The 14,940-nt window shown below is 72.1% G+C and carries 14 protein-coding genes; 12 read left to right on the top strand and 2 right to left on the bottom strand.

The genetic code is table 11. From position 1 onward, the window contains the following. Positions 1-133 precede the first annotated feature (133 nt). The 12 genes from ABT137_RS03410 to ABT137_RS03355 all read left to right on the top strand — a co-directional run bounded on the left by ABT137_RS03410 (position 134) and on the right by ABT137_RS03355 (position 12,604). The gene (locus tag ABT137_RS03410) at positions 134-1,297 is read left to right on the top strand and encodes an acyl-CoA dehydrogenase family protein (protein ID WP_351701669.1); all 1,164 of its coding nucleotides are present in this window, start codon (positions 134-136) and stop codon (positions 1,295-1,297) included. A gap of 10 nt (positions 1,298-1,307) precedes the next feature. Further along, the gene (locus ABT137_RS03405; RefSeq protein ID WP_351701666.1) at positions 1,308-2,075 is read left to right on the top strand and encodes an SDR family NAD(P)-dependent oxidoreductase; all 768 of its coding nucleotides are present in this window, start codon (positions 1,308-1,310) and stop codon (positions 2,073-2,075) included. A gap of 66 nt (positions 2,076-2,141) precedes the next feature. Then, a complete protein-coding gene (locus tag ABT137_RS03400; protein ID WP_351701663.1) occupies positions 2,142-2,909 on the top strand; it encodes a FadR/GntR family transcriptional regulator in 768 nt (255 codons plus the stop codon). 125 nt (positions 2,910-3,034) lie between these two features. Continuing rightward, positions 3,035-3,835 carry an enoyl-CoA hydratase/isomerase family protein gene (locus ABT137_RS03395; protein WP_351701660.1) on the top strand — a complete coding sequence of 267 codons (801 nt, stop codon included), beginning with the start codon at positions 3,035-3,037 and terminating at the stop codon, positions 3,833-3,835. Positions 3,836-3,837: 2 nt separating this feature from the next. After that, entirely contained in the window at positions 3,838-4,803 is a 966-nt protein-coding gene (locus ABT137_RS03390) for an acyl-CoA dehydrogenase family protein (RefSeq protein ID WP_351701657.1), read from the top strand. Next, positions 4,800-5,948, top strand: coding sequence for an acyl-CoA dehydrogenase family protein (locus ABT137_RS03385; protein ID WP_351701654.1), 1,149 nt, complete (start codon positions 4,800-4,802; stop codon positions 5,946-5,948). The genes ABT137_RS03390 and ABT137_RS03385 overlap by 4 nt, the downstream gene beginning before the upstream one ends. 13 nt (positions 5,949-5,961) lie before the next feature. Beyond that, on the top strand, positions 5,962-7,545 hold the full coding sequence (locus tag ABT137_RS03380; protein ID WP_351701651.1) for a FadD3 family acyl-CoA ligase: 1,584 nt from the start codon (positions 5,962-5,964) through the stop codon (positions 7,543-7,545). Between the two features lies 1 nt (position 7,546). Continuing rightward, on the top strand, positions 7,547-8,731 hold the full coding sequence (locus tag ABT137_RS03375; RefSeq protein ID WP_351701648.1) for a CaiB/BaiF CoA transferase family protein: 1,185 nt from the start codon (positions 7,547-7,549) through the stop codon (positions 8,729-8,731). Further along, positions 8,728-9,528, top strand: coding sequence for an enoyl-CoA hydratase/isomerase family protein (locus ABT137_RS03370; protein WP_351701645.1), 801 nt, complete (start codon positions 8,728-8,730; stop codon positions 9,526-9,528). Before ABT137_RS03375 ends, ABT137_RS03370 begins: the two co-directional genes overlap by 4 nt. Next, positions 9,525-10,661 (top strand): thiolase family protein, encoded by a 1,137-nt coding sequence (locus ABT137_RS03365; RefSeq protein ID WP_351701642.1) that lies wholly within the window; start codon positions 9,525-9,527, stop codon positions 10,659-10,661. Before ABT137_RS03370 ends, ABT137_RS03365 begins: the two co-directional genes overlap by 4 nt. A gap of 14 nt (positions 10,662-10,675) precedes the next feature. Further along, complete coding sequence (locus ABT137_RS03360) at positions 10,676-11,824, top strand: acyl-CoA dehydrogenase family protein (RefSeq protein WP_351701639.1); 1,149 nt, start codon at positions 10,676-10,678, stop codon at positions 11,822-11,824. 3 nt (positions 11,825-11,827) lie between these two features. Continuing rightward, the gene (locus tag ABT137_RS03355; RefSeq protein ID WP_351701636.1) at positions 11,828-12,604 is read left to right on the top strand and encodes an SDR family NAD(P)-dependent oxidoreductase; all 777 of its coding nucleotides are present in this window, start codon (positions 11,828-11,830) and stop codon (positions 12,602-12,604) included. A gap of 11 nt (positions 12,605-12,615) precedes the next feature. Here ABT137_RS03355 and ABT137_RS03350 read toward each other — a convergent pair whose 3' ends face one another. Beyond that, on the bottom strand, positions 12,616-13,935 hold the full coding sequence (locus ABT137_RS03350; RefSeq protein WP_351701633.1) for an amidohydrolase family protein: 1,320 nt from the start codon (positions 13,933-13,935) through the stop codon (positions 12,616-12,618). After that, the gene (locus tag ABT137_RS03345; RefSeq protein ID WP_351701630.1) at positions 13,875-14,894 is read right to left on the bottom strand and encodes a CoA transferase; all 1,020 of its coding nucleotides are present in this window, start codon (positions 14,892-14,894) and stop codon (positions 13,875-13,877) included. Before ABT137_RS03345 ends, ABT137_RS03350 begins: the two co-directional genes overlap by 61 nt. Positions 14,895-14,940: the final 46 nt, after the last annotated feature.

Here is a 14,940-nt window from a genome sequence, read left to right as displayed (position 1 = left end):
CGGATCTCTCCGTCGCCCTCCCCCAACTTCCCCGGCAGAGCCGGACCTTGAAGCCTCGCCCCCTTGACGGAACCTTTTGGTCTGACCTTTGATATGTTTCGCATATCAGCCGCCGGCAGAGGGGTTCCCCGCCGTGGACTTTGAGCTGACCGAGGACCAGGAGACGATCCGCAAGGCCGTGTCCGGTCTCCTGCGCGACTTCGACGACCGGTACTGGATGGAGAAGGACCGCGACCACGCCTTCCCCGAGGAGTTCTACGACGCCGTCGCGGGCGGCGGCTGGCTGGGCATCACCATCCCGGAGGCGTACGGCGGCCACGGCCTCGGCATCACCGAGGCGACGCTGCTGCTCGAACAGGTCGCCCGCTGCGGCGGCATGAACGCGGCCAGCGCCATCCACATGTCGATCTTCGGCATGCACCCGGTCGTCGTGCACGGCTCCGAGGAGCTCAAGCGGCGCACGCTGCCCCGGATCGCGGACGGCGACCTGCACGTCTGTTTCGGCGTGACAGAACCGGGCGCGGGCCTGGACACGACGCGCATCACAACGTACGCGCGCCGGGACGGCGACCACTACGTCGTCAGCGGCCGCAAGGTGTGGATCTCCAAGGCGATGGAGTCCGAGAAGATCCTGCTGCTGACGCGCACGTCGAAGGCCGACGAGGTCGAGAAGCGGACCGACGGCATGACGCTGTTCCTCACCGACCTCGACCGCGAGCGGGTCGACATCCGCCCGATCCCGAAGATGGGCCGCAACGCCGTCACGTCGAACGAGCTGTTCATCGACGAGCTGCGCATCCCGGTCGAGGACCGGGTAGGCGAGGAGGGCCAGGGCTTCCGCTACCTCCTCGACGGCCTGAACCCCGAGCGGATGCTGATCGCCGCCGAGGCGCTCGGCATCGGCCGGGTGGCCCTGGACCAGGCGGTGCGGTACGGCAAGGAGCGGGAGGTGTTCGGCAGGCCGATCGGCATGAACCAGGGCATCCAGTTCCCGCTCGCCGACTCCCTCGCCCGGCTCGACGCGGCCGAGCTGGTGCTGCGCAAGGCGACCTGGCTCTATGACCAGGGCCGGCCGTGCGCACGCGAGGCGAACACCGCCAAGTACCTGTGCGCGGACGCCGGGTTCACCGCCGCCGACCGGGCGCTCCAGACCCACGGCGGCATGGGCTACTCCGAGGAGTACCCGGTCGCCCGCTACTTCCGTGAGGCACGGCTGATGCGGATCGCGCCCGTCAGCCAGGAGATGGTCCTGAACTATCTGGGGTCGCACACGCTGGGACTGCCCAGGAGCTACTGAGGAGTTGGGGATGACCGACCGAACGGATCTGTTCGACCTCACGGGGCGCTCGGCGCTGGTGACCGGTGCCGCGGGCGGTATCGGCTCGGCGGTCGCCGAGGCGCTCGCCCGGGCCGGGGCCGCGGTGCTCGTGACCGACGTCGACGAGGCGGCCGCGGCGGCCGTCGCCGGGAAGATCTCCGCCGCCGGACTGACCGCGGACAGTGCCGCCCTCGACGTGACCGACCGCGCGAGCGCCGACGCGGCGGTGTCCCGGGCGGCCGCGCTCACCGACGGCACCCTGCACATCCTCGTCAACAACGCGGGGATCACCGCGCCCGCCATGTTCGGGAACCTGGAGGAGGAGGCCTTCCGGCGGGTCCTCGACATCCACGTCCTCGGCAGCTTCCACTGTGCGCAGGCCGCGCTGCCCTACCTCCCGGACGACGGACGCGGCCGCATCATCAACGTCACCTCGTCGGCCGGGATCGTCGGCACCCTCGGACAGGTCAACTACTCCGCCGCCAAGGCCGGCATCATCGGCCTCACCAAGTCCCTGGCCCGCGAACTGGCCCGCAGGCGCATCCTGGTGAACGCCCTCGCGCCCCTGGCCGCGACCCCGATGACGGAGACCATCCGGACGAACGAGAAGTTCGCCGCCCAGATGCTCGCCCGGATCCCGCTCGGACGCTGGGCGGAGCCCGAGGAGGTCGCGGGGGCGTTCGTCTTCCTCGCCTCCGACGCGGCCTCCTTCATCACCGGTCAGGTACTGCCGGTCGACGGAGGCATGGTCATATGACAGCCCCGGACGTCCCTGTGTTGAATGGTTCAGCCGAAACAGATGTACGACGAGAGGCCTGAACCCGTGCCCAGCGCCGAGCCCTCCCCCCGCACCCCGCGCTTCGACACGCTGACCGTGCCGAAGGCGTCGGACGTGCTGGCCGCGGAGGTACGGGAGCGGATCCTGTCCGGGGAGATCAGGGAGGGCACGGCACTGCCCCCGGAGCGCCAGCTGGTCGAGCAGACCGGGCTGAGCCGTGCCACCGTACGCGAGGCGCTGCGGATCCTGGAGGTCGAGCGGCTGGTTGAGATCAGGCCGGGGCGCGGTGGCGGGGCCTTCGTGCACCGGCCGGGGCGCGAGTCCCTGGCGAACACCGTGCGGTTGGTGATCCGCGGCCAGCAGATCCGGCTGGAGGCGCTGCACGAGACCCGGGAGGCGATCGAGCCGACGTGCGCCGCGCTGGCCGCGCGGCGGCACACCGAGCAGGACCTGGCCGAACTGGACGCCGCGAACGCGGAGTTGAAGGAGGCCGGTGACGACGCCCAGCGGTTCCTGCGGGCGAACGTGCGCTGGCACAACGCGGTGGCGCGGGCGGGCTACAACGAACTGCTCATCGGGTTCATGAGCGCGCTCTCCCAGTCGATCCACGCGGCGACGAACCTGGAGCAGTTCACGGGAGCCGACATCCGCGAGGTCACCGCGCGGGCGCACGCCCGGATCACCGACGCGATCCGGGCCGGCGACGAGGCGGCCGCGATGCGGCGGATGGCCCGGCATGTCTGCGGGTTCGCGCGCGCGGCGGCGGAGGTGGACGTGCGCGAGCGCGTGGAGCTGACCAACCCCGAAAGCTGACCGACCCCGATAGCTGACGCACACCGCACCGGTCAGGGGTGTGACCACAGCATGCGAGAATTGCATTCTCATTTTCGCGCAACACCATTGACAGTTACGGCCTGACCTTTAATAGCATCGCTGGCATGAGCGAGGTGAGTCCCGTACTGACCGTGACCGCCGACGGCGACGTCCGCATCGTCACCCTGAACCGTCCGGAACGCCTCAACGGTGTGTCCGAGGAACTCCACCGCAGGCTGTCCGAGGTGTGGCGCGAGCTCGCCGACGACACCAAGGCGCGGGCCGTCGTCCTCACCGGCGCGGGCCGGGCGTTCAGCGCGGGCGGCGACTTCGACCATCTGCGCCGCCACCATGACGATCCCGAGCTGCGCGAGCGGTCGATCCGGCTCGACCGGACCATCCAGACGGAAATGATCCGCTTCCCGCTGCCCGTCATCGCGGCCGTCAACGGCCCGGCGGTGGGGCTGGGTTGCTCACTGGCCCTCGGCTGCGACCTCGTCCTGATGGCCGAGGACGCCTACCTCGCCGACCCGCACGTCTCGGTCGGTCTGGTGGCGGGCGACGGCGGGGTCACCCTGTGGCCGCTGCTGACGAGCCTGCTCCGGGTGAAGGAGTACCTGTTCACCGGGGACCGCATCCCGGCCGCCACGGCGGTCGGACTCGGTCTCGCCAACCGGGTCGTGCCGGCCGCCGACCTGATGCCCGAGGCCCTCGCGCTGGCGCACCGGCTCGCCGCGCAGCCCGCGGAGGCGCTGCGCGCGACGAAGGCGGCGCTGGCCGCGGTGGTGGAGCAGGTCTCGCGCGGCGGCATGGAGGCGGCGCTCCTCGCGGAGCGGTCCACGATGACCAGCCCGGACCACATCCGCATCATCGACGACCTCGCCTCCCGGGCCCGCCGCCGCCCGGCCGGACGCGAGGAGGACTGAACGTGGAGTCCGAGGAGTTCACGCTGGTCCGCGACATGGTCCGCGCCTTCGCGACCCGGCACGCCGTCGCATCGGCCGACGACATCACGCCCAAGTCCCGTGCGGCGGCGCAGCAGGCGCTGGACGGACTGGGACTCGCCGAACTCCGCCGCACCACCCCGCCCGTCGCCACCGCCCAGGAGTGCGCCCTGCTCGCCGAGGAGCACGGCCGCCTGCCCCTGACCACCTCGCTGCTCGGCACCGTTCTGCTGGCCCCGGAGCTGCTTCGGCTCCTCGGTGCGGACGAGGACGGCCCGCGGCTCACCATCGCCCTCGCCCCCGACCTTCGTCTCCCCGGACCGCAACCGGCCGATCTCCGCGCCTGGGACTGCGACGGAGCCGAAGCAGCGCTGTGTGCCGACGCCGAAGGGACCGCGACCCGCGCCGAACTCGGTTCGCCGGCACCGACCGCCGACCTGCTGCGCAGTACGCGGCAGGCCTCCGCCGTGGGCAAGCCCCTCGGCCGGCTCGCAGCGCAGGACCGGCAGCGCTGGCAGGGGTACGCGCTGGTGGTGGTCGCGAGCGAACTCGTCGGCGCGGCACGCTCGTTCGTCGAGTCGAGCGTGGACTACGCGCGCGAACGCCGGCAGTACGGCCACCGCATCGGCTCCTTCCAGGCCGTCCAGCATCTGCTCGCCGACGCGACCGTTCTGGTCGAGGCCTGCACCAGCGCCACGCGGTACGCCGCCTGGTGCCTGGACCACGAGCCGCCGGACCGGGCGCTCGCGGCGGCCCGCGCGGCCAAGGCGGAGGTCAACGCCTCGGCCGTCGAGGCGGTGTACGCCGGGATGCAGGTGTTCGGCGGCATCGCCCAGACCTGGGAGCACCCGGCGCATCTGTACCTCCGCAGGGTTCTCGTGGGCGCCACCGTGCTGGCGACCACCGCCGACCTGCTGCCCGCCCTGGCCGCACCGGAGACGACCCGATGACCGACGGCCCCCTCGACTTCGGCGACCCGGCGGACCTGGAGCGGCTGCGGCGGGACTTCCGCGCCTGGCTGGCCGACCACCCGTTGCCCGAGCGACGGCCGGACGAGCCGCTCCCCGCGTTCCTGCACCGCTGGCACCGCATCCTCCACTCCGGCGGCTGGGTCGGCCTCGACGTGCCGGAGGAGTACGGCGGTCGTGGCCTGACTCCGCTGCACCAGGTCGCCGTCAGCGACGAGTTGGGGGCACGCGGCGCCCCCGGGGTGCCCCGGATCGGCTATCTCGCCCACGCCCTCCTGGAGTTCGGCGACGCGGAGCAGCGCAGCCTGCTGCTGCCGCGTATGCTCTCCGGCGACGACGTCTGGTGCCAGGGCTTCAGCGAGCCGGGCGCGGGCTCGGACCTGGCCGGTATGAGCACCTATGCGCAGCGACAGCCCGACGGCGGGTACCTCGTCAACGGGCAGAAACTGTGGACGAGTTACGCCCAGTACTCCGACCTCTGCCTGCTCCTGGCCCGCACCGACCGCACCGCGCCCGCGCACACCTCGATCTCGGCGTTCGTCCTGCCCCTGGACCGGCCCGGCGTGACCGTACGTCCGCTGCGCGCGGCCAATGGCGACGAGGAGTTCTGCGAACTGTTCCTGGACGACGTACGCCTGGAGGAGTGCGAGCGGGTCGGCGCGGAGGGCGACGGCTGGCCGTTGGCGATGACGACGGTGTCGTACGAACGCAACGCGCTCGACACCGGGCATCTGTCGAAGTACGGGCTGCTCGTCGACCGCCTGCGCCGCACCGCGCACGAGCGGAGCGAGAGCCTTCCCGACGGGCTCCTCGCACAGATCGGCCGGTGCGTCGTCGACTACCAGGTCCTGGTCGCCCATGCCCGGCGCCGGACCGCGCAGCGGCTCGCCGGTCAGGTCGCCGGGCCGGAGTCGTCCGTCGACAAGCTGCTCATGACCCGCGCCGAGCAACGGCTGTACGAGGCAGCCCTGTTGGTGTTCCCGGACGAACTGCACACGCAGGACGGCGAGGTCTTCGCCGACTACCTCTACTCCCGGGCCGCGTCCGTCTACGGCGGGACGTCCCAGATCCAGCGCAACATCATCGCCAAGCGGCTGTTGCGCCTGCCGGCCGACGACCGCGCCTGAACGGAGCCCGCCGATGCGTCACGACCAGGAGTTCCGCAGCATCCCGAACGTGATCAGGGTCGCCGCACGGCGGTTCGGTGACGCCCCGGCCCTCGTCGACGGCGCGGTACGCCTGACCTTCCGGGAGCTGGAGAAGCGGATGGTCCAGGCGGTGCGCGCGGCGCTCGCGCTCGGCATCGGACCCGGGGACCGGGTGGGCCTGTGCGCACCGAACTGCGCGGAGTGGATCGTCGCGGCCGTCGGCATCCAGGGCGCGGGAGGTGTGGTCGTCCCCCTGAACACCCGTTTCAAGGCTCAGGAGATCTCGTACATCCTGCGCAAGTCCGGTGCCAGGGCGCTCTTCGCGGCCGCCTCCTTCCTCGGCACCGACTACATCGCCGACCTGCGGCGGGCCGATCCCGAGCTCCCCGCCCTGGCCACCGCCGTATCGCTCCTCGGGCCGCCGGCGGACGCCACCCTGGGCTGGCAGGACTTCCTCGACGCGGGAGCCGCGACCGCGCCCTCGGCCGCGCACGCCGCCATCGACCGGATCGCCCCGGACGACCTGTCCGACGTGATGTTCACCTCCGGCACCACCGGCCACCCCAAGGGCGTGACGCTCACCCACGGGCAGTCCCTGCGGGCGTACGGCTGGATGTCCACGGAGTACACCTTCGACGCGTCCGACACCTTCCTGGTCATCCCGCCGTTCTTCCACTGCTTCGGCTACAAGGCGGGCTGGCTCGCCTCCCTGATGCACGGAGTGACGGTGATCCCGATGGCCGTCTTCGACGCGGGACGGGCCCTGCGGATCATCGCCGACGAACGGGTCAGCATCCTCCTCGGCCCGCCCACCATCTTCCACGACCTCCTCGACCACCCCGACCGGCCGTCGTACGACCTGTCGTCGCTGCGGGTGTCCATGACGGGCGGCACGACGATCCCCGAGGCCCTGATCCGCGCCATGAAGAAGGAACTGACCTTCGACATCGTGCTGAGCGCCTACGGGTTGACCGAGTCGAGCGCACTGGTGACCAGCACACGCGTCGGTGACCCGGAGGAGACGGTGGCCCGCACCACCGGCCGGCCCGTACCGGACGTCGAGGTCCGTATCGCCGACGACACCGGACAGGACGTCGGGGCGGGCAGGGACGGGGAGATCCTGGTGCGCGGTTACAACGTCACCCGCGGCTACTGGGAGGACCCGGAGGCCACCGCCGCGACGATCGACCCCGGGGGCTGGCTGCACACCGGTGACATCGGCCGCCTCGACGCGGACGGCAACCTGGCCGTGGTCGACCGCAAGAAGGAGATGTTCATCGTCGGCGGCTTCAACGCCTACCCCGCCGAGATCGAGAAGCTGCTGCTCGGCTGCGAGGCGATCGCGCAGGTCGCGGTGGTCGGTGTCCCGGACGAACGGCTCGGCGAGGTCGGCTGCGCGTTCGTCGTGCCGAGGCCCGGGGCGGACCCGACCGAGCGCGAAGTCATCGCCTGGGCCAGGGAGCACATGGCCAACTTCAAGGTCCCCCGCCGGGTCCGCTTCGTGGCCGGACTCCCGCGCAACGCGAGCCAGAAGGTCCTCAAGGACGAGCTGCGCGCCCTTCTCGGAGAGCACTGAGATGGGCGGACCGCTGACCGGCGTCACGGTCGTGACCCTGGAGCAGGCCGTCTCGGCCCCCATGTGCACGCGCACGCTCGGCGACTTCGGCGCCCGTGTCGTCAAGGTGGAGAACCCGAAGGGCGGTGACTTCGCCCGGCACTACGACGACGTGGTCGGCGGGCTGGCGGCGCACTTCGTGTGGGCCAACCGGGGCAAGGAGTCGGTGGCCCTGAACCTGAAGTCGGAGGCCGGTCTGGCGGTCCTGCACCGGCTGCTGGAACGCGCCGACGTGCTCGTCTCCAACCTCACCCCCGGCACCACGGCGAAGCTCGGCCTGTCCCCCGCCGACCTGGAGGTACGGCACCCCGCGCTGATCGCCGTCGAGATCGACGGGTACGGCCCCGGCGGCCCGCTCTCCCACAAGCGCGCCTACGACATGCTGGTCCAGGCGGAGGCGGGAGCCTGTTCAGTGACGGGTCGCCCCGGCGAACCGGCGAAGCCGGGCCCGCCCGTGGCGGACGTGTGCAGCGGGCTGTACGCGGCGCTGTCGGTACTGGCGCTCCTGTACGGCAGAGGCCGGGGCGGTCCGGCGCCGTCCGTGGCGGTCAGCATGTTCGACACCATGGCCGAGCTGATGGGGTATCCGCTGACGTACACCCTGCACTCGGGCATCGAGCAGCAGCCGCTCGGCATGAGCTCGCCCGCCGTCGCGCCCTACGGCGCCTACCTCACCGCCGACCGGCAGACCGTCGTCCTGGGTACCACCAACGACGCCGAATGGCAGCGCCTGGCAAGGGAGTTGCTCGGCCGCCCGGACCTGGCGGCCGACGAGCGGTTCCGCACGAACGCCGGCCGGGTCGAGCACCGTGTGCCGCTCGACGCCGCGATCGGTGCCTGGTGCGCACGGCACGATCTGGCGTACGTCCAGGACCGCGCGGACGCCGCCGGGATCGGCAACGCCCGCTACAACACGCCGAAGGACGTCCTGGCCCACGAGCAGCTGACCGCCCGCGACCGCTGGCGGGAGATCGGCACGCCATCGGGTCCGGTGCCCGCGCTGCTGCCACCGCCCGTCATCGCCGGGTACGACCCGCCGATGGGCGCCGTGCCCGCGCTGGGCGAGCACACGGACGCCGTACTGGCCGAACTGGGCTTCGCGGAGCGGGAGATCGACGTGCTGCGCGCGCAGGGAGCGGTGCGGTGAGCGTGCTGCTGACCAGCGACGCCGGCGGAGTGCGCACGCTGACCCTCAACCGGCCCCACCGCAGGAACGCCATCGACGCCGAGCTGTGGGAGGCGCTGGCGACGGCCCTGAGGGAAGCCGGCGACGACACCACCGTACGGGCGCTCGTCCTCACCGGAGCGGGCGGCGCGTTCTGCTCCGGAGCCGACATCGCCCGGCCGGTGACCGACCGGCATCCGCTGCACAGGATGCGAACGCTCACCGAAGTGACCCTGCTACTCCATGCGTTGCCCTTCCCCACGATTGCCAAGGTGACGGGTGTGGCGGTCGGCGCGGGCTGGAACCTGGCGCTCGGCTGCGACCTGGTGGTGGCCACGCCCGAGGCACGTTTCTCGCAGATCTTCGCGCGCCGCGGCCTGTCGCTCGACTGCGGCGGCTCATGGCTGCTGCCGAAGCTCGTCGGACTCCAGCAGGCCAAGCGGCTCGCCCTGCTGGCGGAGACGATCGACGCCGAGGAAGCACGGGCGCTGAACCTGGTGACCTGGGTCGTGGCCGCCGACAAGGTGGACGCCTTCGTCGACGACCTGACGGCACGTCTGGCGGCCGGTGCGCCGGTCGCGCTCGCGCAGACCAAGGCGCTGCTCGACGAGGGCGCCGACCGCACCCTGCGGGACGCACTGGCGAACGAGGCGCGGGCGCAGGCGGTCAACTTCGCCACCGCGGACGTCCGGGAGGCGTTCACCGCGTTCGCCGACAAGCGCGAACCGCTGTTCACCGGCCGCTGGGCGGTACCGAGACGAACGGAGAACGACACATGACGCGGGAAGCGGTGATCGCGGCGGCGGTCCGTACGGCCGTCGGCAGACGGAACGGCGGCCTGGCCGGCGTCCACCCGGCCGACCTGTCGGGGGCGGTGCTGAACGCGCTGGCCGAACGGGCCGGTGTCGATCCGGCGGTCGTCGACGACGTGATCTGGGGCTGTGTGTCCCAGGTCGGCGACCAGTCGAGCAACATCGGCCGCTATGCGGTGCTGGCCGCCGGCTGGCCCGAGAGCATCCCCGGGACGACGGTCAACCGGGCCTGCGGATCGAGCCAGCAGGCCCTGGACTTCGCCGTCCAGGCGGTCATGTCGGGGCAGCAGGACGTGGTGGTGGCGGGTGGCGTCGAGGTCATGAGCCGGGTGCCGCTGGGTTCGGCGAGGGCGTCGGGAATGCCGTACGGCCCCCAAGTCCTCGCCCGATACGAGGACTTCTCCTTCAACCAGGGCATCTCCGCGGAGCGGATCGCGCAGAAGTGGGGCTTCACGCGGGAGCGGCTCGACGGGTACGCCGCGCTGTCGCACGAGCGGGCGGCGGCCGCGCAGGACAGCGGGGCCTTCGACGAGCAGATCGTGTCCGTGAGCGGGGTCGCGGCGGACGAGGGCATCCGGCGGGGCACCAGCGTGGCGACGCTGGCGAGGCTCAAGCCCTCCTTCCAGGAGGACGGCGTGATCCACGCCGGGAACGCCTCGCAGATCTCCGACGGCGCGGCAGCGCTGCTGATCACCACGCCAGAGCGGGCCCGTGAGCTGGGCCTGAGCCCTCTCGTGCGGTACCGGGCGGGCGCGGTCGTCGGCTCCGACCCGGTGCTGATGCTGACCGGGCCCATCCCGGCGACCGAGAAGGTGCTGCGGAAGGCCGGGGTGGCACTGTCGGAGGTCGGGGTGTTCGAGGTGAACGAGGCCTTCGCGCCCGTCCCGCTGGCCTGGCTCGCCGAGACCGGCGCGGACCCGGAGCTCCTCAACCCGCTCGGCGGCGCGATCGCCCTCGGCCATCCGCTGGGCGCTTCGGGTGCGGTCCTGATGACCCGCATGATCCACCACATGCGCGCCCACGGGATCCGCTACGGCCTGCAGACCATGTGCGAGGGCGGCGGCACGGCCAACGCCACCCTCGTCGAACTCGCGGAATGACGGGGGCGGTCGGCATGCGACGGAATGTCTTCACCGACGACCACGAAGCGTTTCGGGCGCTGGTACGGGAGGTTGTCGCGAAGGAGGTGGTGCCGCACTACGGCGAGTGGGAGAAGGCGGGGCGGATCCCGCGCGACTTCTTCACGACGCTCGGCTCGCTGGGCCTGCTGGGCATGGCGGTCCCGGAGCGGTACGGCGGGGGTGGGCAGCCCGACTACCGCTACAACGTCGTCCTCCAGGAGGAGGCGGCCGCCGCCCTGGTCACCCTGGGCACCGTCCGCACCCAACTGGACGTCGTACTCCCCTACTTCCTCGCCTACGCGAACGCGGAACAGTGCGAGCGCTGGTTCCCCGGTCTGGCGTCCGGGCGACTGCTCACCGCGATCGCGATGACCGAACCGGGCACGGGCTCCGACCTCGCAGGCATCCGCACGACCGCCGTGCGCGACGGCGACGCCTATGTCCTCAACGGTGCCAAGACCTTCATCACCGGCGGACTGCTGGCCGACCTGGTGATCGTGGTGGCGCGTACGGCGACCGATCCGGACGACCGCCGGGCGGGGCTCACGCTGCTCGTCGTGGAGGAGGGGATGGCCGGGTTCGGGCGCGGCCGAGTCCTCGACAAGATGGGCATCAAGGTGCAGGACACGGTCGAGCTGGCCTTCGCGGACGCACGGGTGCCGGTCGCCAACCGGCTCGGCGAGGAGGGCGCGGCCTTCGGCTACCTGGGCCACAACCTCCCGCAGGAGCGGATGACGGTCGCGGTCGGCTCAGTGGCACAGGCACGGGCCGCGCTCGATACGACCGTCGCCTACGTCAAGGAACGCAGGGTGTTCGGGTCGCCGCTCGCCGCCTTCCAGAACACCAAGTTCGAACTGGCCGCCGTCTCGGCCGAGATCGAGGCGGCGCAGGCCCTCCTGGACCGGGCCGTCCTGGACCTGGTCGACGGCCGGCTCTCCGGGGCGGACGCGGCGAAGGTCAAGCTGTTCTGCACCGAGATGCAGGCACGTGCCGTGGACCGATGTCTTCAACTCTTCGGCGGATACGGCTACATGCTGGAGTATCCGATCGCCCGGCTGTACGCGGACGCCCGCATCACGCGGATCTACGCGGGGACGAGCGAGGTCATGAAGGTCATCATCGCCAAGTCACTGGGGTTGTGAGCCATGTCCGTGGAGGACTTCGCTGGCCGGCCCGGCACCGCGTTCGTCGCGGGCGGCACCGGCGGCATCGGCGCGGCGGTCGTACGGACGCTGGCGGAACACGGCAGCGATGTCACGTTCACCTACCGGGGCAATCATGAGGCCGCGGCGGCCCTTGTGGACGACGCGACGACGCATGACCGGCAAGTCCGGTACGTGCAGCTCGACTTGACCGACGAGGCGGCGACGGCCCGAGCCGTCACCGAGGCCGCCGAGACGTCCGGTGGCCTGCACACAGTCGTATACGCCGCCGGGCCGCACGTACCCATGACTCATCTGAGTCGGGTCACGCCCGCCCGCTACCGTGCCCAGCTGGAGGCCGACGCGGTGGCATTCTTCAACCTCGTCCATCCGGCGCTGCCGTTGCTGAGGGCGAGCAGGGGCAGCGTCGTCGCCGTCACGACCGTCGCCACCCGCCGCTTCCCGGTCCGCGACGGGCTGTCCTCGGGGGCCAAGGGCGCGGTCGAGGCCGTCGCCCGCGCCCTGGCCGCCGAGGAGGGCCGGTACGGGGTCCGGGTCAACTGCGTGGCTCCCGGCATGCTCGACGACGGCATCGCCGCCCGGCTGATCGACACCGGCGAACTCGACGCGGAAGCCCTCGCGATCACCCGGCGCAACATTCCCCTGCGCCGGTTCGGGCACGGTCAGGACATCGCGGAAGCGGTCTGTTTCCTCGCCTCGGAACGGGCCGCGTTCATCACCGGGCAGGCCCTGGCCGTGGACGGCGGCTACAGCGTCTGAGTCGACGTGCGTCAAGGAGTGATCGCCCGGCCGCCGACGTAGGCGGCCCGGACGAGATCGGCGGACAGCGCGGACAGCGCCTCGTGCAGCGGCACGTGGAGCAGGCACAGGTCGGCCGGGCTTCCGACCGCCAACCGCCGTGGCCGGGCGGGCTGTTCGGGAGTACCGAGAAAGAGCCGCAGGGCCGCGCGGGCCGTGACGGCCTCCCCGTCCTCCCGTGCGACGGCCGCCCGCATCACCGCCCACGGGTCGGGGGTGCCGTACGGTGCGTCGGTTCCGGCGGCCGGCGGGATGCCGGCCTCGGCCAGGCTGCGGCAGCGGTAGAGGTGGGGCCGGTCGTCCGGGGAGACATCGGTGGCGTACTCACGGCCTCGCTCGACGGGGAAGTGCGGCTGCGTCACCACGGTCACGGCGAGCCGCCGCAGCCACGGCAGGACCTCGTCCGGGATCACCGCCCCGTGCTCGATGCGGTCGCCCTCGACCGGTCCGGCCTGCTCCAGGGCGAGCAAGGTCACCAGCAACTGCACCCGGGTGACGCAGTGCACGGCGACCGGGCGGGGCCGCACTCCGGCGACGGTGGCCGCGAGGCCGGTGGGGGTGGGCAGGCTCCGGTCGTCGAGCATGATCTTGACCGATGCCGTGGCGTCCACTCCCATGACGACCACCCGCTGCGGCAGTACCGCAAGGGTCCGCGCGAGGCCGGGCGCCGGGCGCGGATCGGCGTTGGTGAATCCCGTGACGCCGCGCCGTGCCGCACGGAGTCCCAGCCCGGCCAGGTCCAGCCGGACCGGCGGAACCAGGCGGCGCAGCCGCTCGTCCGACCGCCACAGCCGACCGTCACGGTCCGCGCCGTCGTCCAGGCCGGCCGACCGCAGTGCGGCGCTGTTCAGGAACCACATGGCGCCGCTGCGGTGCTGCACCCGTACCGGCCGGTCGGACACGATCGCGTCCAGGGTCCACCGGTCGAGTTCTCCGGCCACCCTCTCGTGGTAGCCGACGGCCCGCACCCAAGCGCCTGGTGGACCCCGGCGCAGCGCCTCGGCGAGTCCGGCGGGTCCGCGTACGTCGCGGGGTCCGACCCGTACGGAGGCGGTCGCCGCCGCCAGCGCGGTGAGGTGGACGTGATGGTCGTGCAGTCCGGGCAGCAGCGCCCCGCCGCGCCCGTGCACGTCCGCCGGCCCTGCGAGACGGGGGCTGATCTCCGCGATCCGGCCGTCGTCCCCGATCCGTACGTCCACCAGGCCGCGTCCCTCGACCTCCACCGCCCTGATCAGCACCGCGCCGCCCGGCTCGCCGCGAGGGCGCCGGCGCAGGCGGCCATGGACACGCATACCAGCTCGCCGCCGCCGCGCTCCAGGGAACGCACGGCCGCGTGGGCGGCGTACAGTCCGGTGACCGGATCGGCGAGCGCGTCACCGAGGAACACCGGCGCTCCGTGCTCGTCGAGGCCGGTCAGGCCGCCGGCCACGGCCGCGTCGTCGCCGAAGGCGACACGGTCGTCGTCGCGCCCGTACCCGGTGATGCCGACCCACACCCTGCCCGGGCGGGCGGCCAGGAACTCCTCGGCGTATACGCCCAGTCGCCGCAGGGCGCGCGGCCGGGAGGCCTCGATGACCACGTCGGCCTCGGCGACCGCGGCGGCCAGGGCACCGGACGCGAAGTCCAGCACCAGGGTCTCGTGACCGTCGTGCAGCCAGGCGTAGAAGGCGGGGTGCCCGAAGCGCGCCCCGTCCGGGCGTTCGGTGCTCTCCACGTTCACGACCCGTGCTCCGGCCAGCCCCAGCTGCCGAGCGCAGAGCGGCCCGGCCCACAGCGCGGACAGGTCGACGACTCGCAGCCCGTCGAGGTCACGCGACTCGCGTGCGCCGAGGCGTTCCACGCGTACCGGCCCACGACCGCCCAGGGCCTCCGCGTGCACCGAGGCCGGGATGCCGAGCGACTGGGCGGCGCGGGCCGCTCGGGTGGCCGACCACCGCAGCACGGCGGAGCGCAGATCGGTGCCGGGCACGGCGTCGAGGAGCGCGAGCAGCGCTGGGAGGGAGGCTTCGTCGTCCGGCCGGGCCAGGTTGATCGCCACCCAGCCGTCCGCGGCGGCCATGAGGTGGCAGGAGCCCCCCGCCGACACTTTCCCGGGCCGTTCGAACGAGGCCGACCTGGCGCGGCGGAACAGGACGTCGGGCAGCTCGACCGGAACGCCCGTGAGCCGGGTGAAGTCGTCAACGACCTCGAACAGCGGTCCGAGACAGGGCTCGACGTCGGCCGCCCATTGATCGAGAACTTTGTTCTCCATGAAGTAAACGCCCTTCTCCTTCAGGAGACGCCAGATTACACTTCCC

Origin of the sequence: Streptomyces sp. NPDC001980 (assembly GCF_040296885.1) — a bacterium.
GTDB lineage: Bacteria > Actinomycetota > Actinomycetes > Streptomycetales > Streptomycetaceae > Streptomyces.
The sequence above is the reverse complement of the archived record's forward strand: the minus strand, read 5'-3'. Positions and strand labels throughout refer to the sequence as shown.